The sequence below is a fragment of the Polaromonas sp. YR568 genome (genome assembly GCF_943371715.1).
Taxonomy (GTDB): domain Bacteria; phylum Pseudomonadota; class Gammaproteobacteria; order Burkholderiales; family Burkholderiaceae_C; genus Polaromonas.
Genome location: NZ_CALRVW010000016.1, coordinates 15,467 through 41,372, shown reverse-complemented (window position 1 = coordinate 41,372; position 25,906 = coordinate 15,467). Strand labels below are relative to the sequence as shown.

At 65.3% G+C, this 25,906-nt stretch carries 25 protein-coding genes; 4 read left to right on the top strand and 21 right to left on the bottom strand.

Annotated elements, in window-relative coordinates; genetic code table 11:
- Window positions 1–44: 44 nt before the first annotated feature.
- The 17 genes from AAG813_RS12815 to AAG813_RS12735 all read right to left on the bottom strand — a co-directional run bounded on the left by AAG813_RS12815 (window position 45) and on the right by AAG813_RS12735 (window position 16,872).
- Window positions 45–1,580 carry an RNA polymerase factor sigma-54 gene (locus tag AAG813_RS12815; protein ID WP_341915841.1) on the bottom strand — a complete coding sequence of 512 codons (1,536 nt, stop codon included), beginning with the start codon at window positions 1,578–1,580 and terminating at the stop codon, window positions 45–47.
- 146 nt (window positions 1,581–1,726) lie between these two features.
- Window positions 1,727–2,494, bottom strand: a complete 768-nt coding sequence (gene lptB / locus AAG813_RS12810) for an LPS export ABC transporter ATP-binding protein (protein ID WP_341915837.1) — start codon at window positions 2,492–2,494, stop codon at window positions 1,727–1,729.
- A gap of 10 nt (window positions 2,495–2,504) precedes the next feature.
- Window positions 2,505–3,125, bottom strand: coding sequence for a lipopolysaccharide transport periplasmic protein LptA (lptA, locus tag AAG813_RS12805; RefSeq protein ID WP_341915834.1), 621 nt, complete (start codon window positions 3,123–3,125; stop codon window positions 2,505–2,507).
- 265 nt (window positions 3,126–3,390) lie between these two features.
- Window positions 3,391–4,044, bottom strand: a complete 654-nt coding sequence (locus AAG813_RS12800) for a thiol:disulfide interchange protein DsbA/DsbL (protein ID WP_341915829.1) — start codon at window positions 4,042–4,044, stop codon at window positions 3,391–3,393.
- 51 nt (window positions 4,045–4,095) lie between these two features.
- Window positions 4,096–4,713, bottom strand: a complete 618-nt coding sequence (locus tag AAG813_RS12795) for an SPOR domain-containing protein (protein ID WP_341915825.1) — start codon at window positions 4,711–4,713, stop codon at window positions 4,096–4,098.
- A gap of 61 nt (window positions 4,714–4,774) precedes the next feature.
- Window positions 4,775–6,451, bottom strand: a complete 1,677-nt coding sequence (gene argS, locus AAG813_RS12790; protein WP_341915822.1) for an arginine--tRNA ligase — start codon at window positions 6,449–6,451, stop codon at window positions 4,775–4,777.
- Between the two features lie 55 nt (window positions 6,452–6,506).
- Complete coding sequence (locus tag AAG813_RS12785; RefSeq protein WP_341915819.1) at window positions 6,507–6,959, bottom strand: DUF2214 family protein; 453 nt, start codon at window positions 6,957–6,959, stop codon at window positions 6,507–6,509.
- Between the two features lie 32 nt (window positions 6,960–6,991).
- Window positions 6,992–7,915 carry a LysR family transcriptional regulator gene (locus tag AAG813_RS12780; protein ID WP_341915815.1) on the bottom strand — a complete coding sequence of 308 codons (924 nt, stop codon included), beginning with the start codon at window positions 7,913–7,915 and terminating at the stop codon, window positions 6,992–6,994.
- A gap of 77 nt (window positions 7,916–7,992) precedes the next feature.
- Entirely contained in the window at window positions 7,993–8,907 is a 915-nt protein-coding gene (locus tag AAG813_RS12775; protein WP_341915811.1) for a sugar phosphate isomerase/epimerase family protein, read from the bottom strand.
- A gap of 5 nt (window positions 8,908–8,912) precedes the next feature.
- The gene (locus AAG813_RS12770; protein ID WP_341915807.1) at window positions 8,913–9,818 is read right to left on the bottom strand and encodes a 4-hydroxyphenylpyruvate dioxygenase; all 906 of its coding nucleotides are present in this window, start codon (window positions 9,816–9,818) and stop codon (window positions 8,913–8,915) included.
- Window positions 9,819–9,877: 59 nt separating this feature from the next.
- On the bottom strand, window positions 9,878–10,711 hold the full coding sequence (locus AAG813_RS12765; RefSeq protein ID WP_341915802.1) for a ThiF family adenylyltransferase: 834 nt from the start codon (window positions 10,709–10,711) through the stop codon (window positions 9,878–9,880).
- A 150-nt stretch (window positions 10,712–10,861) separates the two neighbouring features.
- A complete protein-coding gene (locus AAG813_RS12760; protein WP_341915799.1) occupies window positions 10,862–11,869 on the bottom strand; it encodes a TRAP transporter substrate-binding protein in 1,008 nt (335 codons plus the stop codon).
- A gap of 151 nt (window positions 11,870–12,020) precedes the next feature.
- The gene (locus AAG813_RS12755) at window positions 12,021–13,301 is read right to left on the bottom strand and encodes a TRAP transporter large permease subunit (RefSeq protein WP_341915795.1); all 1,281 of its coding nucleotides are present in this window, start codon (window positions 13,299–13,301) and stop codon (window positions 12,021–12,023) included.
- 16 nt (window positions 13,302–13,317) lie between these two features.
- Window positions 13,318–13,857 (bottom strand): TRAP transporter small permease, encoded by a 540-nt coding sequence (locus tag AAG813_RS12750; protein WP_341915791.1) that lies wholly within the window; start codon window positions 13,855–13,857, stop codon window positions 13,318–13,320.
- A 119-nt stretch (window positions 13,858–13,976) separates the two neighbouring features.
- Window positions 13,977–14,660 carry a TetR/AcrR family transcriptional regulator gene (locus tag AAG813_RS12745; protein ID WP_341915789.1) on the bottom strand — a complete coding sequence of 228 codons (684 nt, stop codon included), beginning with the start codon at window positions 14,658–14,660 and terminating at the stop codon, window positions 13,977–13,979.
- Between the two features lie 51 nt (window positions 14,661–14,711).
- Window positions 14,712–15,842, bottom strand: a complete 1,131-nt coding sequence (locus AAG813_RS12740) for a CaiB/BaiF CoA-transferase family protein (protein ID WP_341915981.1) — start codon at window positions 15,840–15,842, stop codon at window positions 14,712–14,714.
- An 85-nt stretch (window positions 15,843–15,927) separates the two neighbouring features.
- Window positions 15,928–16,872 carry a hydroxymethylglutaryl-CoA lyase gene (locus AAG813_RS12735; RefSeq protein ID WP_341915785.1) on the bottom strand — a complete coding sequence of 315 codons (945 nt, stop codon included), beginning with the start codon at window positions 16,870–16,872 and terminating at the stop codon, window positions 15,928–15,930.
- A gap of 103 nt (window positions 16,873–16,975) precedes the next feature.
- On the opposite strand from AAG813_RS12735, the gene AAG813_RS12730 reads away from it, so the two are divergent.
- Complete coding sequence (locus AAG813_RS12730; protein WP_341915781.1) at window positions 16,976–17,704, top strand: IclR family transcriptional regulator; 729 nt, start codon at window positions 16,976–16,978, stop codon at window positions 17,702–17,704.
- 21 nt (window positions 17,705–17,725) lie between these two features.
- Here the strand turns inward: AAG813_RS12730 and AAG813_RS12725 are convergent, their stop codons facing one another.
- The 3 genes from AAG813_RS12725 to AAG813_RS12715 all read right to left on the bottom strand — a co-directional run bounded on the left by AAG813_RS12725 (window position 17,726) and on the right by AAG813_RS12715 (window position 21,263).
- On the bottom strand, window positions 17,726–19,909 hold the full coding sequence (locus tag AAG813_RS12725; RefSeq protein WP_341915777.1) for a GspE/PulE family protein: 2,184 nt from the start codon (window positions 19,907–19,909) through the stop codon (window positions 17,726–17,728).
- Window positions 19,906–20,280, bottom strand: a complete 375-nt coding sequence (locus AAG813_RS12720) for a hypothetical protein (RefSeq protein ID WP_341915773.1) — start codon at window positions 20,278–20,280, stop codon at window positions 19,906–19,908. The genes AAG813_RS12725 and AAG813_RS12720 overlap by 4 nt, the downstream gene beginning before the upstream one ends.
- 95 nt (window positions 20,281–20,375) lie before the next feature.
- A complete protein-coding gene (locus AAG813_RS12715) occupies window positions 20,376–21,263 on the bottom strand; it encodes a prepilin-type N-terminal cleavage/methylation domain-containing protein (RefSeq protein ID WP_341915770.1) in 888 nt (295 codons plus the stop codon).
- Between the two features lie 260 nt (window positions 21,264–21,523).
- Between AAG813_RS12715 and AAG813_RS12710 the strand changes: the two genes are divergently transcribed.
- Complete coding sequence (locus AAG813_RS12710) at window positions 21,524–22,210, top strand: haloacid dehalogenase type II (RefSeq protein ID WP_341915766.1); 687 nt, start codon at window positions 21,524–21,526, stop codon at window positions 22,208–22,210.
- A 66-nt stretch (window positions 22,211–22,276) separates the two neighbouring features.
- Window positions 22,277–24,493: a malate synthase G gene (locus AAG813_RS12705; RefSeq protein WP_341915764.1), complete on the top strand. Its 2,217-nt coding sequence runs from the start codon at window positions 22,277–22,279 to the stop codon at window positions 24,491–24,493.
- Window positions 24,494–24,705: 212 nt separating this feature from the next.
- On the opposite strand, the gene AAG813_RS12700 is transcribed toward AAG813_RS12705, so the two are convergent.
- Complete coding sequence (locus tag AAG813_RS12700; RefSeq protein WP_341915762.1) at window positions 24,706–25,071, bottom strand: SPW repeat protein; 366 nt, start codon at window positions 25,069–25,071, stop codon at window positions 24,706–24,708.
- 215 nt (window positions 25,072–25,286) lie between these two features.
- On the opposite strand from AAG813_RS12700, the gene AAG813_RS12695 reads away from it, so the two are divergent.
- Window positions 25,287–25,856 carry a fasciclin domain-containing protein gene (locus AAG813_RS12695; protein ID WP_341915758.1) on the top strand — a complete coding sequence of 190 codons (570 nt, stop codon included), beginning with the start codon at window positions 25,287–25,289 and terminating at the stop codon, window positions 25,854–25,856.
- Window positions 25,857–25,906 lie beyond the last annotated feature (50 nt).

The following is a 25,906-nucleotide window of genomic DNA, read 5'->3' as shown; positions in this document are numbered from 1 at the left end:
CGACGTTTCGACAAGCTCAACGCGAACGGAGTTTGCCAATAGGTCTAGAGGGATTTTCGCAAGTTGGCGGGCGCAATACGCAATGCTTCTCGGTATTTGGCCACCGTGCGGCGCGCGCATTCGATGCCCTGCTCCTTGAGCATCTCGGAAATCTGGTTGTCGCTGAGCGGTTTTTTCAGGCTCTCGGAGGCGACGAACTGCTTGATCAGTGCGCGCACCGCGGTGCTGGACGCATTGCCGCCGGTTTCGGTGCCGAGCGCCGAGCCGAAAAAATACTTGAGTTCAAAAGTGCCGAAGGGCGTGCTCATGTATTTGGCGGTGGTCACACGCGAGATCGTCGATTCGTGCAGGCCCAGCTCGTCAGCGATCTCGCGCAGCACCAGCGGCCGCATCGCGAGTTCGCCGTGGGTGAAGAAGTTTTTCTGGCGCTCGACAATCGCGCTGCTGACACGCAGGATGGTGTCGAAGCGCTGCTGGATGTTCTTGATGAACCAGCGCGCCTCCTGCAGCCGCTGCTGCAGCGCCTGCCCGCCCTGGCCCTTGTTCTGCTTGAGCGCATTGGCGTAGATGTCATGCACGCGCAGGCGCGGCATCACGTCGCTGTTGAGCGAGACCTTGAAGCCGCGGCCGGACTTGACCACCAGCACGTCGGGGACGATCAGGTTGCGCTCGACGTTGACAAAACGCCGGCCCGGTTTCGGGTCGAGCCGGCCGATCAGGCCGATCGCGCCCTTGATCACCGCTTCGGGGAAACCGCAGAGCTGCGACAGGCGCTTGACGTCGCGCTTGGCGAGCAGCTCCATGGGTTGCTGGCACATCGCGTTGGCGGCGCGGGTCTCGTCGTTGTCCTTGCAGTCGAGCAGTTGCAGGCTCAGGCACTCGGCGAGGTTGCGCGCGCCCACGCCGGCAGGCTCCATGTGTTGCAGCAGCTTGAGCGCGACCGCGAATTCATGCTCCACCGCTTCCAGCTGCTCGACGTCGTCCCCGGCCAGGCCGGCGGCCAGCGAGGCCAGGCTGTCTTCGAGGTAACCGTCGTCGTTGAGCGATTCGATCAGGAAGTGCAGCGCGGCCTTGCCCTCGGGCGACAGGCGCAGCGACAGGGCCTGGCGGTGCAGATGGTCCTGCAGCGACTCCTGGCTGCGCGCCAGTTCGGTGGCATCGACCTCGCTGTCGTCGTTGTTGTTCTTGCGCGGCGTGGCGTCGCCGCCCCACTCGCTGTCGTCGGGCGCGGTGTCGACGCTGCCGTCGCCCTCCCAGCTTTCCTCGAGTTTGGCCTCGCTGCTCGGTTCGGCATCATTTTGGCCTGCAGCGCCCGAATCGTCTGCGCTGACTGCTATGGAATCCGTAGTGGATTCAAACTCGCGGGTTTCCTGGCTGACCGGCGTGTCCACCTGGCCCAGGCCGAAATCCTCACGCGGGGCGGCCTCTTCGGCCACCTCCAGAAACGGGTTTTCGTCGAGCATCTGCTCGACTTCCTGGCTCAGCTCCAGCGTGGACAGTTGCAGCAGGCGGATCGACTGCTGCAGCTGGGGCGTGAGCGCCAGATGCTGCGAGACCCGGAGCGAAAGACCTTGCTTCATGACACCCCCTAAGCGCGCGACAAAGCGGACGGGGATGTATTAAACAAGCGGGGGCCGCGAAACCGGCTTTGCCGGGGCGCAGGCGCCGCCCCCTGCAGGGGGGAGGGAGCTACACGCAGTGAGCGACAACGGGGGGGAGCCATGGGCTACATCTTGAAGTGCTCACCGAGGTAAACCCGGCGCACGTCGGCATTGTTCACGATTTCGGACGGGGTGCCCGTGGCCAGCACATGGCCGTCGCTGATGATGTAGGCGTGGTCGCAGATGCCCAGCGTTTCGCGCACGTTGTGGTCGGTGATGAGCACACCGATGCCGCGCGACTTGAGGAAACCAATGATGCGCTGGATCTCGATCACCGCAATCGGGTCAATGCCGGCAAACGGTTCGTCGAGCAGGATGAAGCGCGGCTGGGTGGCCAGCGCGCGGGCGATTTCAACGCGGCGACGCTCGCCGCCGGACAGCGCCGGTGCCGGCGAGTCGCGCAGGTGGTCGACCCGGAGGTCCTGCAGCAAGGCGTCCAGCCGCTTGTTGAGTACTGCTGCAGCCAGCGGTTTGCCGGCGGCGTCGGTCTGCAGCTCCAGCACCGCGCGCACATTCTGCTCGACCGTGAGTTTGCGGAAGATCGAGGCTTCCTGCGGCAAGTAGCTCAGGCCCAGGCGCGAGCGCTTGTGGATCGGCATGTGCTCGATCGACTCGCCGTCGATGGTGATCTCGCCGGCATCGGCACGCACCAGCCCGACGATCATGTAAAACGAAGTCGTCTTGCCGGCGCCGTTGGGACCGAGCAGGCCGACCACCTCGCCCTTTTTCACCGCAAGGGAAACGTCCCTGACGACCTGGCGGCTGCCGTACGATTTTTTCAGGCCGGTGGCGACGAGGCGGCTGACGGGAGCGTTTTCCGGGGACACATCCATGAGGGTTTGCTTATTTCTTGTCGTTGCCCAGCGTGGTGCTGGGTCGAAGGGAGGGAGACGGCCCGGCCGGCGCTGGCGGTGCGCCGGATCCGGAGACCGTGTTGCGCGGGGCCAGCAGGGCACGCACGCGCCCGGTCGGGTTGGACGGGGTCTTGGTTTGCGCGCCGGCGTCGACCGTGAAGACATCGGTCGGGTTGTCGTAAACAATCAGCTCGCCGGTGGTTTCGTCGGCCAGGGTGGCGCCCACATAACGGCGCAGCACGGCGCGCTTGATGAACTTGACCGTGTCGGCGCGGCTGTCATATTCGATTCTTTCGCCCTCGCCCTCGATGTATTCATCGACACCCTCGCGCTTCTTGCGGTAGTAGGCCAGCTTGTCGGGCGCCGCAATCACGATTGCGTTCTGGTAGCCCTCAGGGTCCTGCTGGACATCGACCCGGGCGCCACGAACAATGATGGTCCCTTTGGTGATGACCACGTTGCCGGTGAAAACACTGGTTTGTTTGAGGTCGTCATAACGCAGCGCGTCGGCCTCGGCATTCATGGGCTTGTCGCGGTCGGCCTTTTCAGCCGCAACCGGAAAAACCGCGAAGACGGCGGCCAGTATCAATACACAGGCGGGTTTTTTCATAAAGGCACGAATCTTGCTGCTTTGGTGGTGTCAGCCCATTGTAGCGACGCAACTCCGGGTAAACCGCCACGCCCATAAAAAACTCGCCCACTCGGGGCGGGCTCGATAGCCACCAAGAGACATGCGCTGACACGCTCAGGATGCTCGGATTTGAAGGCTCTTCAATCCAGCCGGGGCCGCGGAACCGGCTCTGCCGGGCCGCAGGCGCAGCGGCCCCCTCGGGGGGCAGGGAGCTGGAGCTACCCGCAGTGAGCGACCGTGGGGGTTAACCTTTCCTGACCTGGGCAATCAGGTAGTCGGTGACCAGCAGCGCGCGCGCCATGGTCTGGGCCATCGACCCCGAGGTGAAATAACGCCCGGCAACGCCCAGCGCGGGAACACCATCGATCTTGTAGGCATCCTGCAGCTGGGTCGCCTTGCGGGCCTTGGTCGCCACCGAAAACGAGTTGTAGGTCTCGAGAAACTTCGCCTTGTTGAGGCCCTGCTTTTCCGCCCAGGCCGCAATCAGGTCCGGCGTGTTGAGCATCTGCTTTTCCACATGGATGGCGTAAAACACCTTTTTGTGGAGTTCGTCGACCTTGTTCATGGCCTCGAGCACGTAAAAAAGGCGTTGCTGCGGCTCGAAATCGGCACGGAAGGCGATCGGCACGCGGCGGACCGCCACGTCTTTCGGCGCCTTTTTGATCCACTCGTCCAGTGCCGGCTCAAAACTGTTGCAGTGCGGGCAGCTGTACCAGAAGAACTCCACCACCTCGACCTTGCCGGCCGGCGCCTCGACCGGTGCCGGTTTGTCCAGCACCAGAAAGTCAGTTCCCGCGCGCGGCGCCAGCGCCTGGGCTCGGGCAGAAGTACTGAGGGCGCCCAGCGAGGCGGCAGCAGCCACCGAAGCGGTAGCTATCGAAAATTCACGTCGTTGCATCGATCATTTCTCCGTTAATACGCAAGGTTGGACACCCAGATTCCAGAAAGTTCAGCGCTGGACGCGAACCAGGGCGGTTTCTATGCCGCTGGCGTCAAGCCGCTCCTTGGCCTTGTCGGCGTCGTCCTTCTTGTCGAAAGGCCCGAGACGCACGCGGTACACGGTGCGGCCGGACTGCTCACGCTCGGTCACCCTGGCCTGCAGGCCCATCAGCGAGATCTTGGCGCGCTGCTGCTCGGCATCCTCGGGGGTGCGAAAAGCACCCACCTGCACAAAATAGCTGAAAGGGTCGACCCCGGGGGTGGCGGCCGGCGTGGCCAGCTTGGCCTTGGCCAGGTCCCCGATCGGGTCGGCCGCAGGTTTTGCGGTCTTGGTCGCAGGCTCGGCCGGGGTCGCAGGCGCCGGCTTCTGGGGCGTGACATCGGTCACCGGTCCGCCCGATGCTGCAGACGGCTTGGCCGGGTTTTTGCCATACAGGGGGGCATTGGGGTCCCAGTCCCGGTTTTTCTTGGCCTCGGCCGCGTCATGGTCGGGGCTGCGCGACTGGCTCTTGTTCATGAAGGGCACCGGCACCTTGGTGATGTAAACGGCCACCGCCAGGGCAGCGGCCAGGCCAATCAGCGCACCAATAATGAGACCCAGCAGGGTCCCGCCTCGTTGTGTGTTCATGCCTTGCCCGGTTGGCTTGGTGAAAGGGTTGCGGTTACGCGTCATGGTGTCAGGCTCTGGTTTACATCTTCTGCGGGGCGTCAACGCCCAGCACCTTCAGGCCATTGTGCAACACCTGCGCGGTGGCGGCGACAAGTGCCAGGCGGGCCAGCTTGACCACTTCGTCATCCACCAGAATGCGCTCGGCATCGTAATAGCTGTGGTAGCTGGCAGCGAGCTCGCGCAGGTAAAACGCCACGTCGTGCGGCGCAAACCCGGTGGCGGCATTGGCCAGCATGTCGGGGTACTTGGCCATCAGCAGCATCAGGGCCTGCGCCTGCGGGCTGTCGAGGGCAGACAGGTCCATGCCCTTGAGCGTGGCGACATCGCCGCCCCAGGCCGCCAGCACGGAGCAGATGCGGGCGTGCGCATATTGCACGTAGTACACCGGGTTTTCGTTGTTCTTCGCCAGGGCCAGGTCGATGTCAAACACATACTCGGTGTCGGGCTTGCGGCTGAGCAGGAAAAAGCGCACCGCGTCCTTGCTGGTCCACTCGATCAGGTCGCGCAGCGTGACATAACTGCCGGCGCGCTTGGAGATCTTCACTTCCTCGCCGTGGCGCATCACACGCACCATGGTGTGCAGCACATAGTCCGGGTAACCGGGGGGAATGCCGGCGCCGGCAGCCTGGAGGCCGGCACGCACGCGGGCAATCGTGCCGTGGTGGTCCATGCCCTGGATGTTGATGGCGCGCGTGAAACCGCGCTCCCACTTGGCCAGGTGGTAGGCCACGTCGGGCACGAAGTAGGTGTAGCTGCCGTCGCTTTTTCTCATCACGCGGTCTTTGTCGTCACCGTAGTCGGTGGACTTCAGCCAAAGTGCGCCGTCCTGCTCGTAGGTTTTTCCGGCGGCCTTCAGCCTGGCCACGGTAGACTCGACGCGCCCCGAGCTGTACAGGCTGGACTCGAGGTAGTAGTTGTCGAAGCCGACCGCAAAAGCCTTGAGGTCCAGGTCCTGCTCGTGGCGCAGGTAGGCCACGGCGAACTGGCGGATCGCGTCCAGGTCCTCGATGTCGCCCGAAGCCGTGAACTCACGGTCGTCGGACTTGACGGTTTTTTGGGCCATGAAGTCGGCGGCGATGTCGGCGATGTAGTCGCCGTTGTAGGCCGGCTCGGGCCAGCCGGCGTCGCCCGGCTTGAGTCCCTTGGCGCGTGCCTGCGTGCTGGTGGCCAGCGTGTGGATCTGCACGCCGGCGTCGTTGTAATAGAACTCGCGGTAAACGTCCCAGCCCTGGGTCGCAAACAGGTTGCAGATCGCGTCGCCGAGCGCCGCCTGCCGGCCGTGGCCCACGTGCAGCGGCCCGGTCGGGTTGGCCGAGACAAACTCGACCACCACGCGGCGCGCCTTGTCCACCGGCTTGACGCCGAACCGGGCGGCCGTCGTCAGCACCTCGCGCACGGTTTCCTGCTTGGCCGCCGGCTTGAGCCGGAAGTTGATGAAGCCCGGTCCGGCGATTTCCACGGCATCAACCCAGCGCTGGTACGCCGGCGCCGCCAGCAGCGACTCGCGCAGGCCCTCGGCGAGCTGACGCGGGTTGAGCTTGAGCGGTTTGGCCAGCTGCATGGCGGCCGTGGACGCGAAGTCGCCATGGGCGGCGACCTTGGGCGACTCGAAAGCGGCCTTCTGGCCGGCACCGGGGGACAGCTTGTCCAGCTCAGCGGCCAGGACCGCGAGCAATTCTTGTTTGACTAGGAGCATGCGCTGATTTTACGGGCGCGGGCCGGCAAGCGGGCCTGCGCAGTTGCCGCGCGGCCTACTTGCCGTAACCGCGCGCCAGAAACACGGCGGCCAGCGGGATCAGCGGCAGCAGATGGGCTTGCACCATCACCAGCTTGCGCGCCTTGGTGACCTGGCTGTTATCGGGCAAGCGGCCAGTGGCGCGCAACTCGCGGCGCCAGCGGGCAAACAGCCGCGTGGGCTGGATGGACAGCAGCGCGATGACGACGAACAAGGCCAGCTTGACGTAGAGCAGCGGGTTGGTGCCGTACCAGCCTGCCCCCTTGGCGCCCAGGAACACGCGCAGCAAGCCGGTCAGCAACACGGTACCCGCCGCCACGGCGTAGATCAGGTCGATCTTGCCCAGACGCTCGACCACGGCAGCATTGAGCCACTCGCTGCGGCACAGGGCGGCCTCGCTGGCAAGAAACACCACCATGGTCAGGATGGCCAGCAGGTGGGCATAGGCGAGCAGGGCTTCAAACGTCATGGGGGGGGTCTGCCGGTGGTCCGGTGGGATTGTCAGAGGTGCGCGGTGCGCGAGCCAGTCCAGAACGCCGGCTCACCGTAATTGTGCTTGAGGAAGTCTATCCACAGGCGCACGCGCAGCGGCAGGTGCTTGCGCTGCGGGAACACCGCGTAAATCCCGTTGGGCGGCGCGTCGAAGTCCTGCAGCACTGCCACCAGTTTGCCGGCGGCAATTTCGGCCTCGACCTCCCAGGTGCTGCGCCAGGCGATGCCGTAGCCGGCCATGCACCAGTCGTGCAGCACCTGGCCGTCCGAACAGTCAAGCGGCCCGCCAGGCTTGAGATGGATCACTTCGCCATCGACCTGGAAAGCCCAGCCTCGCGTCTGCGAAGCGTCGCTGGACAGCGTCAGGCAGTCAAATTTCGCGAGTTCGGTGGGGTGTTGCGGCGTGCCGTGGTGCTGCAGGTAACCGGGCGTCGCCACACACAGGCGGCGGTTGTCGGCCATGCGCACACTGACCAGCGAGGAATCAGGCAGGTCGCCGACGCGCACCGCGCAGTCAAAACCCTCGCCTGCCAGATCGACCACGCGGTCGCTGAGGTTCAGCGAAATCGTGACGTCGGCATGCGACTGGCGAAACAGTGGCACCAGCGGCGCCACATGGCGGCGACCGAAGCCGGCCGGCGCGGTGATGCGCAAATGCCCGCTGGCCTTGACGCCACCGGCTGACACGCTGGCCTCGGCATTGGCCACGTCGATCAGCAGGCGCTGGCAGTCTTCCAGAAAGGCACTGCCCTCGTGGGTCAGCGAAATCCGCCGCGTGGTGCGCACCAGCAGCTTGACGCCCAGACGTTCTTCCAGCGCGTCGAGCCGCCGCCCCATGATGGCCGGCGCCACGCCCTCGGCGTTGGCCGCCGCGGTCAGGCTGCCGCGCGTGGCCACCGAGACGAAAGACTCCATCTGTTTGAGTTTGCTCATGGCCCGGGATTATGAGCACAAAAGGTGGCAATCGGGCGTTGAAGGTCTTTATTGCGCCGCCGCTGCCGCAGCGTGTGTCAAAACGCAGCGGCATCGAGGCCGCGCTTCAGGCGAATGCGGTTCGGCAAAGGCACGGACCGCCGCAGCACCTCTTCGCCCAGCCACAGTGCCGAGCGCCGGGCCCGCTGGGCCACCGTCGGCAACGGCATCTGCTGATAGTCGTCATTGAAGACTTCAAAGCTGTAGTCGCCGCGGTAACCCAGGCCGTGCAAGCGGCTCACCAGCGCAGCAAGGTCGGCGCTGTGAACCCCTTCCCCCGGGAACACCCGGAAATGCCGGGCGGTGGCGATGCGCTCTTCCACCGACTTGATCTCGGTCCACATGAAGTCGGCGAGTTGCACCAGGAAAATCTTGTCGGGATCGAGCAGGTCGAGTTCGTCAAGCGGGGTCCGGGTCGCGAACATGTGAAACGAGTCGAAACCCAGCCCCAGATTGGGCATGTCAGCCTGGCAAATCAGCGCCCAGGCCTGGGGAAACTCATTGACGGTACGGCCCCAGGACAGGGCTTCATAGGCGATCCGGATGTTCATCGGAATCGCCAGCATGGCCAGCTTGCGCAGGTCCCTGACCAGCGCCTGTGTCTCGCCGCTGGCATGCACCGAGGTCGAGGAGCAGATCAGCAGCAACCGGCAACCGAGCGCATGGCACATCTCCAGCATGGACTTGGCAATGTCCACCTTGTAGTCGTGCAGGTGGCCCGACAGGCCCTCGAAATCACGCAGCACCTGAAAGCCGGTCACACGCAAGCCGCTGGCACGCACGGCGGCCACCGCCGCGTCGAGCCCATCGGGGTGACCCACCAGGTCCCGCGCGGCCAGCATGATCTGGGTGAAACCGGCGTCGCGCACCGCCTGGAGCTTGGCCTCGAGAGGCCCGGCCAGCGAGATGGTGTCCATCCCGAAGTCGGCGATATTTCCGCTGTCGTGGTTCATGGTGATCAACCCCGCTCGTCGTGCACGAGCTCGAAACTCACACTGCCCAGCCAGCTGTTGGTCAGGGCGCCCCGGTCTTCGGTATGCACGCCGCGCGATTCGACAAAGGTCACGCCGCGCCGGCCGAGTTCGGCCACCGTGGCCAGCACGTCGGCCGTGCCCAGGCCGATGCGCTGCAGGCCTTCGTCGTCCTCCACATCGAGCACACCGGCTTCGGGCTCGATCAGCTGGATGTAAAAGCGTGACGCCGGCGGGCACGGACTGCGCAGAATCCGGCCCTTGGGCAGGATGCCGAAACGCTGCTCGGCGGGAAGCTCGACAAAGCCGAACAGCTCGCGGTAAAACTCGGACCAGTCCTCGGCGCGGTCATTGCCGATGTATTGCACGACGCCAAAGAAGTGCAGCCCCGCAATCGCCGGCGGGTGGGGATCCACACCGGGAATCGGCACGAAGTCCACGTCGTAAATCGAAAACCGGTCGTAACGGTCCACAAAATAGATGCGGCTGGTGCCCACGCCATGGATCGCCGGGATGTTCAGCTCCATCACCTCGACGCGGGACGGCACGGCCCACGCGCCCCGCTCCAGCGCGCGACGGTAGGCGGCCGCGGCATCGCGCACGCGCAGTGCCACGGCGGCGATCACCGGCTTGTCCTGCGGTCCTGCTCCGTTAGACAACGCCGGCGTGTGGGCATTCACAATCACGTTGATGGCGCCCTGCCGGTACAGCAGGACCTCGCGCGAGCGGTGCCTGGCTACCGGCCGGAAACCCATCATCTCCAGCACCTGGCCCAGCGCCTGCGGCCGGGTCGTGCTGTATTCGATGAACTCGATGCCATCCAGCCCGAGCGGGTTGGCGGCCTCTGCAATCGCTTCCCGGTCGGCGGCTGTGGCCTGGCTTGGGGTGTTCATTGGGTTCTCCATCGGGGTTGAGCAGCGCGACACATGAGGATCTTTTTCGTCCGCCGGCGTCAGTAGCTCAGACGGGCCACCGAACGCAGGGCCTCGGGCGTCGCCGCGCCGAAACCGAAAAACTCGAGATAAGCCGGAATCTGCTCGAACAGCATGTCCGAGCCCACCTGCACCTTGCAGCCGCGTGCCTGCGCCGCGCGCAAGAAGGCCGTCATCTCCTTTTTCATCACGACTTCGCCGGCAAAGGTCGATGACGCCATGCGCGCCACATCGACCGGCAATGCGTCCCCGTCGTTCATGCCCAGAGGGGTGGCATTGACCACCAGGTCATAGCCGGCCGGGTCGTTGCTGCCGGTGCCGACCTGCAGGGCCGGGTAATGCTTGCGCAGACGGGCGCCCAGCGCCTCGGCCGACGCCGGGTGGACGTCATGCAGGCCAATCGCCCCAATGCCTGCCGCCGCCAGCGACGCGGCAATCGCCGAACCCACGCCGCCACTGCCGACCACGAGCACGCGAGCGCCTGCCAGTTGCAGGCCCTTGCGCACCACGCCACGCACAAAACCGGCGCCGTCGAACATGTCCCCGAGCAGGCTGCCGTCGGGACGGCGCAGGATGGCATTGCAGGCACCGGCAATTTCAACGGCTGGCGTGCATTCGTCCAGCAGCGCCACGGTGCTCACCTTGTGCGGCATGGTGATCAGGGCGCCGCGGATGTTGGTGAGCTTGAACAGGCTCTTGAGCACCTGCGGGTAGTCCTCGGGCTTGACGCCCATGGGCACCACGACCGCGTCGATACCGGCCTGTTCAAACCAGGGGTTGTAGATCATCGGCGCCTTGAAAGCCTCCGTCGGGTAGCCGATGTGGGCAATCAGGGTGGTGGTGCCGCGGATCATGTCCGCCTCCCACAAGAGGCAGCGCGCGCGGCGCGGCCGCCGGAAAAAGCGCTCAGGTCAGGGTTCATGCTAATCAGACAAGACAGACAAGGGGACACCGGTGAGGCCCGGCGCCCGGGACCAGGGCCCGGACGCGCAGGCGTCTTCTTCTTATTTGCGCAGCCTGGCCAGCTCGGCCATCAGTTCATTGACCGTCGACTCGCCGACACCGCTGGAGTACTTGGCGATCACAGGTTTCATCCGGTCGCGCAGCTTGGCCATTTCGGCCGGCGGCAATTCGGTGACCTGCATGCCGGCCTTCTTGAGGGCTTCCAGCGTGGCGCCCGCTGCATCGCGTGACGCCTGGCGCTGGTACTTGCCGGCTTCGACGGCAGCGTCGGCCAACAGTTTTTTCTCGTCGTTGCTCAAGGTGTCCCAGAACTTCTTGCTGATGATGACCGACTGCGGGTTGTACACGTGGTTGGTCAGGGTGAGGTGTTTCTGGACCTCGGCGAACTTGTTGGCCAGGATGGTGCTCAGCGGGTTCTCCTGTCCGTCCAGCGCCTTGGATTCCAGGGCCGCGTAGACCTCGGGGAAAGCCATGGGTGTGGGGTTGGCATCGAGCGCCTTGACCCAGTCCAGGTTGATGGGGTTGGGAATCACGCGAATCCGCAGGCCGGCCAGGTCTTCCACCTTGTTGATGGCACGTTTGCTGTTGGTCATGTTGCGAAAGCCCAGCTCCCAGTAGGCCAGACCGACCATGCCTTTTTCCTGCAGCTTGTCGTGCATTTTCTTGCCGAAGGGGCCGTCCACCACCGCATCGGCTTCCTTCGCATTGGCGAACAGGAAGGGGAAGTCGTACACCGCAAACTCCTTGGCCTGGCTGGCCAGGATGCCGGAATTCAGCACCACCATTTCAATGGTGCCGCCCTGCAGGCCCGACACGTTGGGCGCATCACCGCCGAGCACGCCGCCGGGAAACAGGTTGACCTTGATCTTGCCGCCGGACTTGGCGGTGACGATCTCGGCGAACTTCTCCATGCCCATCACGATGGGGTGGCCCTTGGGGTTCTGGTGGGCGAACTTGATCGTGCGCTCCTTGATGTCCTGGGCAGAAGCCAGGCCGAAGGCGGCGATGGCAACGGCAGCCACCAGGGTTTTGATCATCAGACGTTTCATGGTTGTCTCCTCGGGAAAGTTCAAAGTACGCAAACAGGGAGGGTGCAGGACCTGGCGTACCAGACACGCCCTGCACCACGGGAATCACGATCTGCGCCGCGCCCTCCCCGGCGGCGCAGCCAACAAAGCAACACGCATGACGGCGACATGTTCAGCCATAGAACCAGCGCGCGGGCACCATGACAATCTGGGGAAACAGCACCATCAGGAACATGACCGAGAACTGGGCCAGCATGAAGGGCCAGACGCCGCGGGTGACCTCGTCCATGCTGACCTTGCCGACACCGGCGACGGTGTTGAGCACCGTGCCCACCGGCGGCGTGATCAGGCCGATGGCGTTGTTGATGATGAACAGCACCCCGAAATAGACCGGGTCGATGCCCGCGGCCTTCACGATGGGCATCAACACCGGCGTCAGGATCAGGATTGTGGGCGTCATGTCCATTGCCGTGCCCACCACGATCACCAGCAGCATGATGGCCATCATCAGCAGCTTGGGGCTGTCCAGCAGCGGCTGCAGCAGCGTCACCACCTGCGCCGGCAACTGCGCCACCGTGATCAGCCAGGCCGACACCATGGCCGCCGCCACCAGGAACATGATCACCGCCGTGGTTTTTGCTGCCGCGAGAAACAGGCCGTACAGCTGGCTCAGCTTGAGCTCCCGGTAGATCAGCGTCGAAACCAGCAGCGCGTAGACGGCGGCCACCACCGCCGCTTCGGTCGGGGTGAACACACCGAACTTGAGACCCACCACCACAATCACCGGCAGCACCAGTGCAAAGGTGGCGTCGCGGAAGGCGGCGAGGACCTCGGCGCGGGACTTGCGCGCCGGAACCGCGACGGCTTCCTTGCGCGCCACCCACCACCAGGTCAACCAGAGCGCCGCAGCAAGCAGGATGCCTGGCGCAATGCCGGCCATGAACAGTTTTGAAATGGACACGTTGGCGGCCACGCCAAAAATCACGAAGCCGATGCTGGGCGGGATGATGGGGGCGATGATGCTGGCCGAAGCCAGCAGGCCGGCGGATCGCGCCTTGTCGTGGCCGGCCGCCACCATCATCGGCAGCAGCAGCGCCGAGAGAGCCGCGGCATCGGCGACCGCCGAGCCCGACAGGGCGGCCATCATGACCGCGGCCACGATGGCCACATAACCCAGACCCCCCTTGATGTGGCCCACCAGCGTCATGGCAAAGTTGACGATGCGGCGCGACAGGCCGCCCGCGTTCATCACCTCGCCGGCCAGCATGAAGAAGGGCACGGCCAGCAGCGGAAAGCTGTCGGCACCGTTGATCACGTTCTGCGCCAGGATCTGCGCGTCGAACATGTCGAGATGCCACATCAGCGCGGCGCCGCACAGCAGCAGGGAAAAGGCGATGGGAATGCCCAGCGCCATGGCGGCGAGCAGGGAGCCCAGGAAGATGGCGATGGTCATGCGGCGTTCCTGCGGGCTAGCGGGCGGGCTGGTGTTCTTCGTGAGGCACTTCTTCGCTCTCCCGGATGCCAACCAGTTCGTCGCTGCTGAGCTGTCCCGTGAGCAGCCGCCACAAATCGCTGAGCAGGATCAGCGCACCCGAGACGGCAAACACCAGGCCGCAACCGTAAAACAGGGCCATGGACACTTCCATCGCCGCGCTGGTGGAGTCCCAGTTGATCTTGACCTGGTCCAGGGTTCCCCTGAAAAGCAGCCAGCAGATGAACAGCATGAGGACATGCCCCAGGCCCAGGCAGATTTTCTTGCCCAGCACCGGCAGCCGGGCCACCAGCATGTCCGTGCCCAGGTGGGCGCGCTCATGGAGTGCCACGATGGCGCCCAGAAAGGTCAGCCAGACGAACAGCCAGCGCGACAGTTCTTCGGACACCGCGATGCCGGAGTTGAAGGCGTAACGCAACACCACGTTGGTGAACACCAGCACCACCATGAGCGCCAGGCTGGCGACCATCAGCCAGGACAGAAGCTGGCAGTAGCTGTTGATGACTTTCCGGACCATGGCTGTCTCCTGCAGGCACTGCGAAAGGCGCCTGGAGCCATTAATGTACGAACTAGTTAGTTTCTACAAATCGGTATTTACCCTTGGCATGTCGCCAGAGCAGGCAGGAGCCTAGACCTTCAGGCGCGCACGAAGCGCACGACCATCTCGATGATGCTGTCGCGGCGCGCGGCCACCGCCTGCGGGGAGCGGGCATCCTGCTTGAAGATCAGGCCGAAGGTGTGCTGGTTGGACACATTGAAAAAGGTCAGGGCCGAAATCGAGGCATGGATGTCGATCGGATCCAGGCCGGGCCGGAACACCCCGGAGGCCACGCCGCGGTCGTAGAGCTTGCGGATGGCCTGGATCGCGGGCACGTTGAGCTGCTGGATGCTCTTACTCTGCGCCAGATAAGCGCCGCGCTCCATGTTCTCGGTCATCACGAGCCGGATGTAGTCCTGGTTGTCATGGTGGTGGTCGAAGGTGAAGCCCACCAGCCGGCGCAAGGCGTCTTCGGGCGGGAGGTCCTCGAGGTGCAGTTCGGCCTCGATGCTGCGCATGCGGCGGTAGGCTTCCTCGAGCACCGCGATGTACAGACCCTCTTTGCTGCCGAAGTAGTAATAGATCATGCGCTTGCTGGTGCGCGTGGCTGCCGCGATCTCGTCGATGCGCGCACCGCTGAGCCCCTTGCTGGCGAACTCCGCGGTCGCCACTTCGAGAATCCCGGCCATGGTACGGGCCGGATCGTTGGTGCGGGTGGTTTCGCGAACCGCGGTTTTGGCCGCCGGCTTCGCCGGGCGCGCGGAATGTACTGACTCGTTCATTTCGGCAGTATAGAGGCGCAAGTGGCCGCAAGGCCGGCGTGCGCCGCCGGCTTAGGCTGCAACAATCTTTCCGTCCTGCAGAGCCTCGATGTCCGCCTCGGCATAGCCGAGCTCCTGCAGCAATCCCAAGGTGTGTTCGCCCAGCCGTGGCGGGTTCAGGCGCACACCGGGGCGCTCGCCGCCCAGGGTCAGGGGCAGCAGCGGCACGCGGGTCTCGCGGCCGTCCGGCAAGGTCAGGGACGCCAGGCCGCCGGTCTGCTGGAGATGCGGGTCGTCAAACAAGTCCTCGGGCCGCGTGATGGGCGCAAAAGGCAGGCCGTGCTGCTCGAACAGAGCGCTGAGTTCGGCTGCGGTTCGCGGCGCCAGGCGTTCGCGCAGTTGCGGCAGCAGCCAGTCACGTGCCCGCACGCGGTCGTTGTTGCTGTCCAGCCGCCGGTCAGCGCGCAGGTCGGCAAACCCGAAGGCGTCGCAAAACAGCTGCCACTGGGTGTCGCTGACCACGGCCAGAAAAATCTGGGCGCCGCCCTGCACGGTGAACACGTCGTAAATGCCCCAGGCCGAGATGCGGCCCGGCATGGGCGCGGCCGGCTGGCCGGTTACGGCGAACTGCATCATGTGCTGGGCCACCAGGAACACATTGTTTTCAAACAGCGCCGCCTGCACCTCCTGGCCCTTGCCGGTTCTGGCGCGCGCAGCCAGCGCAGCCATGGCGCCGATGGCTCCGAACATGCCGCCCATGATGTCGTTGACGCTGGTACCCGCGCGTAGCGGGTCGCCGGGCCGGCCCGTCATGTAGGCCAGGCCGCCCATCATCTGCACCACTTCGTCGAGCGCGGTGCGGTGGTCATACGGGCCGGGCAAAAAACCCTTGTGGCTGACGTAAATCAGTGCCGGGTTGAGCTTCGACAGGCTGGCGTAGTCCAGCCCCAGCTTCTGCATGGTGCCGGGCTTGAAGTTCTCGCTGACGATATCGGCGGTCGCCACCAGCTTGAGCGCAATCTCCCGGCCCTGCGCCGTCTGCAGGTCCAGGGCGATGCTTTTCTTGTTGCGGTTGAACAGCGCAAAAAACCCGGCGCCCGAACCGAGCAGACGACGCGTGTTGTCGCCACCCAGCGGCTCGACCTTGATGACCTCGGCGCCAAGATCGGCCAGCACCATGCCGCAGGTCGGGCCCATCACCATGTGGGTGAACTCGACGACGCGGATACCTGCCAGCGGCAGCGGCGCTGCAGGCGCGGCCCCGTCCTCAGGGCCTTTTTTTTCCTTTTCAGACATTCAGCATTCCTTGTACAAATCCTTTGGGCAGCCCCGCTTGCGGCGTCATGCCGTAGACCGGTTCGCCCGGCAGCCCGGCTTTCAGGGGCTCGCGCGCGGCGATCAGTTTTCCGAGATCCACGCCAGTGCTCACGCCCATCGCTTCGAACATGAACACCAGGTCCTCCGTCACCACATTGCCGGACGCGCCCGGCGCATAGGGACAGCCGCCCAGCCCGCCCAGCGAGGCGTCAAATGTGCGCACGCCTTCGTCATGGGCCGCCAGGCAGTTCGCCAAGCCCAGGCCGCGCGTATTGTGCATGTGGGCAGCGCCGGCCCTGGCGCCGATTTCGGCGCGCAGGCGTTTGAAGAGCCGTCGTACCTGGGCCGGATTGGCGTAGCCGGTGGTGTCCGACAAACCGACTTCACCGACGCCGGCTGCCACGCACTGCGCGGCAAGCCGGATCACCTCGTCTTCCGGCACCAGGCCCTGCAGGTTGCAGCCGAAGGCGGTCGAGATGCCGGCTTCGACAGCCACACCGGGTGCGTTGCGGTCGCGCAGCGCGACGATGCGGCGCACTTCCTCGATCATCTCTTCGCGCGTCTTGCGCACATTGGCCAGCGAATGGGCAGCGCTCGCTGACACCGGGATGGTCAGCTTGTGCACACCTGCAGCCAGCGCAGCTTCGGCACCGCGCAGATTGGGCACCAGCGCCATCACCGTCAGGCCCGGCAATGTCAGGGCGTGGCGCACCACCTCGGCGGCGTCGGCCATCTGCGGCAGCAGCCGGGCCGGCACGAAGGAGGCGACCTCGATCTCGCGCAGGCCAGCATCGTACAGCGCCGTGATCCAGCGCTTCTTGTCTGCGGTGGCCATGGTGCGGGTCACCGATTGCAGCCCGTCGCGCGGGCCGACCTCGCTGACCAGGACAGCCGGTGGATTCGGGATCGATGTCATGCTTGCGTTTTTTTTCTTGTTCTGTAAGATGGAACGTCATTCTTTCTATTGGAATAATGGCGGATTCCGGCCCGCCTTGTCAAGTCGCCGGCAGGCCAGCCTCATGCCCCGCAAAGCCCAGACCGCCTCGATCGCTGACAGGAACGCCGCCGCCGGCGGCGTCGCTGCGGTCGATCGCGCGCTGTCGCTGCTGGCCGCCTACCGCGACGGCGACGCCGCGCTCGGCCTCGCCGAGCTGGCCGGGCGCACCGGCCTCTACAAGAGCACGGCGCTGCGTTTGCTGGCGTCGCTGGAACATGCCGCCCTGGTGCACAAGCTCGACGACGGCCGCTACGCCATCGGCGCCGAAGTGGCCCGGCTGAACGGCATTTATGCGGCCTCCTTTTCGCTGGACCGGGTGGTGCTGCCGGTGCTCAAGGCGCTGGTGGCCGCCACCGGCGAGAGCGCGGCATACCACGTGCGCCAGGGTGACAGCCGGCTGTGCCTGTATCGCATCGACTCGCCGCATCCGGTGCGCGACCACATCCGGGCCGGCGACGTGTTGCCGCTGGGGCGCGGCACCGGCGGCCGGGTGCTGACGGCCTTCGACCCGCCACTGGCCCGCGCCGCCCACAGCCGCGACCGCAAGCTGCTCGCGCTGGTCCGCGAACAGGGTTACTGCGCCGCCACCGGGGATCGGCTGGCGGGTGTGGCCGGCATTTCGGCTCCGGTGTTCCATGCCGATGACACACTGGCTGCCGCGCTGACGTTGACGATGCCCAGCCACCGCTACGACGCGCGGTATGTGAAACCTGTGCTGGAGGCTGCGCGGCGGCTCAATGGCCGGGTCTGAGCTGCGGGACCGCGTCGCCGTTTACATTGCCAATGCACGATCGACCTGCGGGCGCAGATCCCCGGCACTGGCAGGCCGCGGCGCCAGCATCACATAAGGCTGCTGACCAAAGTACTGTGCGAGGGCCGGGGGCCCGCTGTCCTCGAACACCAGCATGGGCACGGCCGCGCCCGCTATCGTCCCGCGCACCGACATCAGCGCCCGGGCGCGCTGCTCGTCCGCGGTCGCCAGGTCAATGACTACCAGCGAGAAGTCGGAGTCGTGCGTCATCGCCTCCTGCACTTCGCGCACATTGGACGCGGTGACCACCCGCCACTTCAGTTCGCGCAGCCAGGCCGACAGCCTGCCGCGCCAGACTTCGGTCTTGGCAATCAGCAAAACGCCGCCGCGGCCGCCCTCATCCTGCACGAGGCTGGGCGGTTCGATCAGGTCCAGCGGAGGTGTGCGCCCCGTCACCACACCGATCTCGCGCCAGAAGTCTGTTCCCATCACGCGCAGCACCTCCTGCACCGTGGTCTGGCCGCGCTGCACGCGGTCCAGCGCGCTTTCCGACAAGAAACGCATGCCTTCCTGGCGCGCGAGTTCGCGCACCTGACTCAACGGCGCACCATGGTCCAGCAGACGTGCCACTGCAGGCGTGTTGGTCAGCACCTGCAGGATGCTGCGCCGCCCCTTGTAGCCTGTGCCTGCGCAGGCAGGGCAACCGACAGCGCGCAGGCTGCTGGTCACCCCTGCATGCGCCTGCAGCCAGGCTTCGGCCGGGGTCCAGGGCGCCTGCGCCGGCTGCGCGCAGGCGTGGCAGACCGCGCGCAGGAGGCGCTGCGACAGGATGCCTCGCACCGCTTCACCTGCCAGGTCCGGGCTCACGCCCAGCTCGGTGAGCCGCGGCAACACGCTCACGGCGTCATTGGCGTGGATCGAGGCGAGCACCAGATGGCCGGTGATGGCCGCCTGCATCGCGATGGCGGCGGTTTCGCGGTCACGCACCTCGCCGATCAGGATGATGTCGGGGTCCTGCCGCAGCACCGAGCGCAACGCGTTGGCGAAATCCAGCCCGGACTTGGCGTTGACCTCGGTCTGCGCCAGCCGGGGCATGCGGATTTCCACCGGGTCTTCCACCGTGACAATGTTGACGTCGGCCGTGTCTTTCTCGGCCAGCACGCTGTAGAGCGTGGTGGTCTTGCCCGAACCGGTCGGCCCCGCCACCAGCACCACGCCCATGCTGGCGTCGATCAGGTTGCGGACCTGCCGACGCTCGATCTCCGGCAGGTCCAGGTCGTCCATGCGCAACACGCTATGGCCGCCGAGCAGGCGGATCACCAGTTTCTCGCCGCCCACCACAGGCAGCGACGAGATCCGCATGTCCAGGGTCTGAGCCCCCGACATGACGCGCGCGTGGCCGTCCTGCGGACGCATGTGCCCTGTCGGGTCCATGCCCGCGACCGCCTTGAACCGGTTGACCACCCGCCGCATGACCGACACCGGCCCCCGGCCCTGGATGCGCAGCAGGCCATCGATGCGCAGGCGCACCACGCCATCACCGCCCATGGGCTGCAAATGGATGTCACTGGCGGCATGCGCCATCGCTTCACGCAGCATCAGGTTGCACAGGCGCACGATGGCGTTGTCCGTCTCCTGATCCTCGACGTGGAATTCGCCGCTGCCCGCCTCGGGCGTCTGCACGAGCACGTCCCGGGCCTCCTGGTGAGCGACTGCGTCGGCCACGGTGTCGACTGTGTCCCTGCGGGACGGGGCGGTCCGGAGCGCCAGGATCTCGCGCAACAGCCGGATCTCGGCCGGCGGGACCAGCACCAGCTGAACCGGCACGCCACTCACGAAACGCAGGCGCTGCATCACATCGGGCTCCAGCGGCTGGGCCACCGCCGCCACCAGGTAACCCTCGGCATGCCGCACCAGCACCGCGCCAGCCTCCAGAACCACCGGCGAGCCCATCCATGCCACCGCTTCGTCGGACAGTCTGACGGGCAAGGGTTCGCTCGGCAGGCCGTATTGGCGTGCGATCTCCTCGCACAGTTGCCACACGCTCATGCCGCAGTAAGCGGCCGCCGTGTCCCACGCTGCCTCCAGCTGATCGGGCAGGACCGGCAAGCCCTCGTCATCCGGCCTGAGCCGCCGCAACACGCCGCCCAGCCAGTCCGAAGCGCTGGCAGCCTGCCCCGGCTCGAGTTGAAGTTCTGTGTTCATGGTTTCTCTCCGGTCAAGAGGGTCCCGTCGCTCAGGCGCACCGTCAGCTCGTAGCCGCCCTCGATGCGCCGATAGGCCACCTCGGCTTGCAGTGGCAGCACCTCGTCGAGCTTCTCGGGGTATTCGCCGTGCACGCGCAGGTGGTCCGCCAGGGAACTGCCAATCAGGGCCAGCAGGGCTCGGCGCCCCTGGTCCCGGTCGGCCGGGCTCGGGCCGGCCGGCGTCCCCAGCCCCTGCCACACGGCCAATGCGCAAGCCAGCGCCAGCAGTAGCAGCACCAACACGACCCGCCGCAGCGCCGGGCCAGCACCCTGTGCACGCGCAGCGCCTGCAGCCTGCTGGGCTTGCTCTTCACGCTGCGCGCGTGACATCAGCAAGCCCCAATCGGCCCCCCTCCCGTCCAGCTCGGTCACTGGAGGAACATCAGAAGATGATGACGGTTTGGTCATGGCGTGCAGGCCAGTACTTAGGGTGGCATCGGCATCTGGATCGATGCCAGAACGCCGTCCCACCTGATCGGCGGATCCCTGGGCCAGTAGTAGTCGATGCCCGTCACCTCAAGACGGCAACTGGTCACGACCTCGCCCTTGCCGGTCCGGGCGGCGAGTCCATCGATACGGAACGAGGTCTTGCCGGCACTGAGGTTGCCCAAGTCGGTCCAGGAGCGTTCGATCTGCCGGCCGTCCCAGGTCGTCACCTGGAGAGTGACCTTGATGCGCATGCCGGCATTCACGCCGGTCAGCGGCTGGCCATCGGTGCCATAAACCGACAGCGTGCCCTGGGCCGACCAGGTGTCCTTGCGGCCGGGCACACCCACGCCCTCCCAGCCTGTAACGGGCAGTGGCGGCGGCGTGACGGCGCCAGAGACCGCAAGCGCGACAAGCGGAAATGCCAGCTGGCCGTCGGCAATCCAGATCTTGTCGGCCGCGTCAAAGGACAGTGCCTGACGCAGTTGCGCCAGGCGGCCGACATCGGCGGCCCCGGTCAGATCCGCAATCAGGCCATACCGGACCTCCCTGGGCGAAGAGGGGAAGAAGCCGGCAGGGGCCTGGATCAGCAGCAGGCGAATGCCGCCCGGCTCGTTGAAAGACGCATCGGGCACCACCGCCAGACCCGGCGGCGACTTGCCCGGCTGGGCGTCGCGCTGCAGGCGTTTCACGCCGGTCGCGTCCTCGATCTGCACGGCCGTCGAGATCTGGTCGATCTGCAGCAACAGCTGCGCCAGTTGGGCACGCTGCACGTAGAGGCTGTAAGCCGGCACGGACAGCGCCACCAGCACCGCCACCGTCAGCAGCACCAGCATGATCTCCAGCAAAGTGAAGCCCCGGGCTCGCCGGGACGGTGGTGGATGCAAGGTGACTCTTCTCCTTGGCACATTTAGTAACACGTATTTATTATTCTATGAATTGACAGCGTTGACGTGATCTTCAACAAGTAATACATAGTTATTATTTTTGGGCTGGGCAACTTATGCCTGCGCAAATCAGCTTGAAGACGGGGCGACTTCGCCGGTCTGGCCGGCTTCGGGTCGCGGTCGATTCCATTCATTCAAGTCAAAGATAAATGTGATTTATCGACATTAATCTCTGCCCAAGGATCAAATAAAGTCACGGCATGAAGCAACCCAAGGCCGTCCTGTTCGATGCCTACGGCACGCTGTTCGATGTGTACAGCGTCGGCCTGCTGGCGGAGCAGCTGTTTCCGGGCCAGGGACAGGCGCTGGGCGTACTGTGGCGCGACAAGCAGATTGAATACACGCGCCTGGTCACCACCAGCAACGGCGGCGAGTTTTACCAGCCCTTCTGGGCGCTGACCCGTGCCGGCCTGCGTTACGCGTGCAAGCGTCTGGGCCTGGACCTGACGGCCGAACGCGAAGAGCGGCTGATGAACCAGTACCGGCACCTGTCGGCCTTTCCGGAAAACCGCGAGGTGCTGCAGGCTTTGAAAAAGCGCGGCATCGTCACCGGCATTCTGTCCAACGGCGATCCTTCGATGCTGGACGTGGCCGTCAAGTCCGCCGGGCTCGGGGACCTGCTCGACCATGTGATCAGTGTCGACAGCATCCGCAAATACAAGACCCACCCCGAGGCCTATGCGCTCGGGCCCCAGGCCACCGGGCTGGCCGCAGCGCAGATCGCCTTTGTCAGCAGCAACAGCTGGGACGCGCTGGCCGCGACCTGGTACGGCTACCAGACACTCTGGGTCAACCGTTACGCCCTGTCCTTCGAGGAGCTGGGCACACAGCCGACGCGCAGCGGCAGCAATCTGCGCGACGTGCTGGGTTTCTTCCCGGCGGGATAATCCGTTTCATTGATTCGACCTTCCTTTTTTTCTTTCCTTCTTTTTGCCCTTTTTTGAGGTTCCCCCATGACGACAACCACCCCACGCACAACACTCCACGGCCTGCAGGTGGCCACGGTTCTGCAACGCTTTGTCGATGACCAGGTCCTGCCCGGCACCGGCGTGGACCGCGCTGCCTTCTGGAAGGGTTTTGACGCCATCGTGGCGGACCTGGCGCCGAAAAACATCGCCCTGCTGGCCGAGCGCGACCGCCTGCAGACCGAGATGGACAGCTGGCACAAGGCCCACCCCGGACCGATTGCCGACATGAAGGCCTACCGCGCCTTCCTCGAGAAAACCGGCTACCTCGTGCCCGCGCCGAAAAAAGTCACCATCACCACGGGCAATGTCGATGCCGAACTTGCCAAACAGGCGGGCCCGCAACTGGTGGTGCCCATCCTCAACGCGCGTTATGCGCTGAACGCGGCCAATGCGCGCTGGGGCTCGCTGTACGACGCGCTGTACGGCACCGACGTGCTCTCGGAAGACAATGGCGCTGAAAAGGGCAAGGGTTACAACCCGGTGCGCGGCGCCAAGGTGATCGAGTACGCACGCCATGTGCTGGACCGCACCGCGCCGCTGGTCAAGGGCTCGCACATCGATTCGACCGGCTACGCGGTCCGCGCCGGCAAGCTGGTCGTCACGCTCCAGGGCGGCAAGAACACCACGCTGGCCGACGCGAGCCAGCTCATCGGTTACCAGGGCAAGGCCTCGGCGCCGTCGTCGGTGCTGCTGCAGCACAACGGCCTGCATATCGACATCCGGATTGACCGTACAACGCCGATCGGCAAAAGCGATGCGGCCGGCGTCAGCGACCTGGTGGTGGAAGCCGCGCTGTCCACGATTCTGGATCTGGAAGACTCGGTGGCCGTGGTCGATGCCGACGACAAGGTGCTGGCTTACAGCAACTGGCTGGGCATTTTGCAGGGCACATTGACGGAAAGCGTCACCAAGGACGGCAAGACCTTCACCCGCGGCCTGAACCCGGACCGCGAATACACCTCGCCCAAGGGCAAACCGGTCACGCTGCACGGCCGCTCGCTGATGTTTGTGCGCAATGTCGGCCACCTGATGACCAATCCGGCCATCCTCTACACCGCCGCCGACGGCTCGACGAAAGAAATCCCCGAAGGCATTCTGGACGCCGTCGTCACCACCACGATCGCGATCCACGACCTCAAGCGCAAGGGCAAAAAAGGCATCAAGAACTCGCGCAAGGGCTCGGTCTACATCGTCAAGCCCAAGATGCACGGCCCGGCCGAAGTCGCCTTTGCCGCCGAGCTGTTCAGCCGTGTTGAAAAAATGCTGGGCCTGCCCGACAGCACCGTCAAGCTCGGCATCATGGACGAAGAGCGCCGCACCAGCGTCAACCTGAAGGCCTGCATTGCCGCGGCCAAAAGCCGCGTCGCCTTCATCAACACCGGCTTCCTGGACCGCACCGGCGACGAGATGCACACCGCCATGCACGCCGGCCCCATGATCCGCAAGGGCGACATGAAAAGCAGCGCCTGGATCGCGGCTTATGAAAAGAACAACGTGCTGGTCGGCCTGTCCTGCGGCCTGCGCGGGAAGGCACAGATCGGCAAGGGCATGTGGGCCATGCCCGACCTGATGAAAACCATGATGGAGCAGAAGATTGCCCACCCCAAGGCCGGCGCCAACACCGCCTGGGTGCCCAGCCCGACCGGCGCGACGCTGCATGCGCTGCACTACCACCAGGTCAAGGTCAGCAAGGTGCAGAAAGACCTCGAAAAAATCGACGCCGGCAAGGAGCGCAATACCCTGCTGAACGGCTTGCTGCAGGTTCCCGTCACGGCCACACCCGACTGGAGCGCCGAAGCGAAACAGCAGGAGCTCGACAACAACGCCCAGGGCATCCTGGGCTACGTGGTGCGTTGGATCGACCAGGGCGTGGGCTGCTCCAAGGTGCCCGACATCCACAACGTCGGCCTGATGGAAGACCGCGCCACCCTGCGCATCTCCAGCCAGCACATGGCCAACTGGCTGCTGCATGGCGTGGTGACAAAAGCGCAGGTGAAGGAGACTTTTGAACGCATGGCCGCCGTGGTGGACAAGCAGAACGCCGGCGACCCGCTGTACCGGCCCATGGCCGGCCACTTCGACACGTCCGCCGCCTACCAGGCCGCCTGTGATCTGGTCTTCAAGGGCCTGGAGCAGCCGAGCGGCTACACCGAGCCGCTGCTGCACGCCTGGCGCCTGAAGGTCAAGGCTGGCAGCGCCTGATTCGCTACGAAATCAATAGCTGGTTGCGCCCGCCCCATCTGGGCTGAGGCCAGATTTGATGCACAAACCGCCCTCCACGGCGCCCTCGGGCGCCGTTTTTATTCAAGGGCTGAGCGGGCTCGGGCCAACACCCTTGCACCACCGCATTGCGCTGTGGTGGTCATTGGCCGCAGCCCGGCGTCAGCCAGCCCAAGCTGGCCGACGCCGACCGCTCAGCGCACCGTCCAGTCCCGTGTCCAGCCGCTGTAATCCTTGTCGGTCAGCAGCGTCCACAGGGCCAGGACGGCAATCGCCAGGCCGGCGACCACCGCATTGAGCGTGGCCTGCTCATGCGTGTTGAATCCCAGCGCCCAGGGCGAGGCGACCAGCCAGAGGCCCAGCGCCCCCTCGGTCCACTCTTCCCAGGCGCGCGGGACAAATATCGCCCCCAGCGCCACGGCGACCAGGGCCGCGCCGACGATGACGGCGTTCAGCATGATCACCCGCTCATCCTGGAAGCCCAACGCCCAGGGCGAAAGAAGGACCCAGAGACCCAACAAGGCATTGACCGGGTCTTGCCAGTGTTTCAGTTGCTCCATGGTGACACCTCCTGACAGCGGGGAAAAACAGGGCCCGCTGCGAAAAATTTGACCTCGCCCGGCCCCGCTTTGTTCCCCGCGGGCCGGCCATGGCGCGTTGTCGATTGCCCCTTGAATCCAGTGGGGCATTCCGGGCGTATTCCTCCCAGGCGGACAACACGCCGGCGCGCTGTGGCGGATTACACAGACCAACAACCCTCAACAGGAGTCTCACTATGAAAAAACTACTCATTGCAGCCGGTGCTGCCGTTTTGCTCAGCGCTTGTGCCGGTGGCATGTCCGGCAGCCAGATGTCCGGCGGCCCGTCGGTCATGGTCGGCGGCGCCGCCATGTTCCCGACCAAAGACATCGTGGACAACGCCGTCAATTCCAAGGACCACACGACGCTGGTCGCCGCCGTCAAGGCGGCCGGTCTGGTCGACACGCTCAAGAGCCCCGGCCCGTTCACCGTGTTTGCACCGACCAATGCCGCGTTTGACGCCCTGCCGGCCGGCACCGTCGCCACACTGCTCAAGCCCGAGAACAAGGCCCTGCTGACAAAAATCCTGACGGCCCACGTGGTGCCCGGCAAGCTCGACGCTGCCGCCCTGAGCCAGCGCGTGATGGCCGGCAATGGCCGCACCACCCTGACCACCGCCAGCGGCGACAGCCTGGTGGTCACGGCCAGCGGCTCCAATGTGATGGTGACCGACGAAAAAGGCGGCACCGCGATGGTCAGCATTGCCAACGTCTACCAGTCCAACGGCGTGATCCACGTGGTCAACAAGGTGCTGCTGCCCAACTGATCCCGGGTTGAACCGACCCCGGGGCGGGGCGGCCAGACCGGCCGCGCCGC

Excerpts from the sequence above, each read along its gene's own strand:
- AAG813_RS12695 (WP_341915758.1), top strand. The coding sequence starts at position 25,287 with ATGAAAAAACTACTCATTGCAGCCGGTGCTGCCGTTTTGCTCAGCGCT.
- AAG813_RS12775 (WP_341915811.1), bottom strand. The coding sequence starts at position 8,907 with ATGAACCACGACAGCGGAAATATCGCCGACTTCGGGATGGACACCATC.
- AAG813_RS12725 (WP_341915777.1), bottom strand. The coding sequence starts at position 19,909 with ATGAACACAGAACTTCAACTCGAGCCGGGGCAGGCTGCCAGCGCTTCG.
- AAG813_RS12710 (WP_341915766.1), top strand. The coding sequence starts at position 21,524 with ATGAAGCAACCCAAGGCCGTCCTGTTCGATGCCTACGGCACGCTGTTC.
- AAG813_RS12800 (WP_341915829.1), bottom strand. The coding sequence starts at position 4,044 with ATGCAACGACGTGAATTTTCGATAGCTACCGCTTCGGTGGCTGCTGCC.
- AAG813_RS12795 (WP_341915825.1), bottom strand. The coding sequence starts at position 4,713 with ATGAACACACAACGAGGCGGGACCCTGCTGGGTCTCATTATTGGTGCG.
- lptA (WP_341915834.1), bottom strand. The coding sequence starts at position 3,125 with ATGAAAAAACCCGCCTGTGTATTGATACTGGCCGCCGTCTTCGCGGTT.
- AAG813_RS12765 (WP_341915802.1), bottom strand. The coding sequence starts at position 10,711 with ATGATCCGCGGCACCACCACCCTGATTGCCCACATCGGCTACCCGACG.
- AAG813_RS12785 (WP_341915819.1), bottom strand. The coding sequence starts at position 6,959 with ATGACGTTTGAAGCCCTGCTCGCCTATGCCCACCTGCTGGCCATCCTG.
- lptB (WP_341915837.1), bottom strand. The coding sequence starts at position 2,494 with ATGGATGTGTCCCCGGAAAACGCTCCCGTCAGCCGCCTCGTCGCCACC.
- AAG813_RS12815 (WP_341915841.1), bottom strand. The coding sequence starts at position 1,580 with ATGAAGCAAGGTCTTTCGCTCCGGGTCTCGCAGCATCTGGCGCTCACG.
- AAG813_RS12750 (WP_341915791.1), bottom strand. The coding sequence starts at position 13,857 with ATGGTCCGGAAAGTCATCAACAGCTACTGCCAGCTTCTGTCCTGGCTG.
- AAG813_RS12755 (WP_341915795.1), bottom strand. The coding sequence starts at position 13,301 with ATGACCATCGCCATCTTCCTGGGCTCCCTGCTCGCCGCCATGGCGCTG.
- AAG813_RS12770 (WP_341915807.1), bottom strand. The coding sequence starts at position 9,818 with ATGAACACCCCAAGCCAGGCCACAGCCGCCGACCGGGAAGCGATTGCA.
- AAG813_RS12735 (WP_341915785.1), bottom strand. The coding sequence starts at position 16,872 with ATGACATCGATCCCGAATCCACCGGCTGTCCTGGTCAGCGAGGTCGGC.
- AAG813_RS12705 (WP_341915764.1), top strand. The coding sequence starts at position 22,277 with ATGACGACAACCACCCCACGCACAACACTCCACGGCCTGCAGGTGGCC.
- AAG813_RS12700 (WP_341915762.1), bottom strand. The coding sequence starts at position 25,071 with ATGGAGCAACTGAAACACTGGCAAGACCCGGTCAATGCCTTGTTGGGT.
- argS (WP_341915822.1), bottom strand. The coding sequence starts at position 6,451 with ATGCTCCTAGTCAAACAAGAATTGCTCGCGGTCCTGGCCGCTGAGCTG.
- AAG813_RS12740 (WP_341915981.1), bottom strand. The coding sequence starts at position 15,842 with ATGGTGATGGGCCCGACCTGCGGCATGGTGCTGGCCGATCTTGGCGCC.
- AAG813_RS12730 (WP_341915781.1), top strand. The coding sequence starts at position 16,976 with ATGCCCCGCAAAGCCCAGACCGCCTCGATCGCTGACAGGAACGCCGCC.
- AAG813_RS12720 (WP_341915773.1), bottom strand. The coding sequence starts at position 20,280 with ATGTCACGCGCGCAGCGTGAAGAGCAAGCCCAGCAGGCTGCAGGCGCT.
- AAG813_RS12760 (WP_341915799.1), bottom strand. The coding sequence starts at position 11,869 with ATGAAACGTCTGATGATCAAAACCCTGGTGGCTGCCGTTGCCATCGCC.
- AAG813_RS12745 (WP_341915789.1), bottom strand. The coding sequence starts at position 14,660 with ATGAACGAGTCAGTACATTCCGCGCGCCCGGCGAAGCCGGCGGCCAAA.
- AAG813_RS12780 (WP_341915815.1), bottom strand. The coding sequence starts at position 7,915 with ATGAGCAAACTCAAACAGATGGAGTCTTTCGTCTCGGTGGCCACGCGC.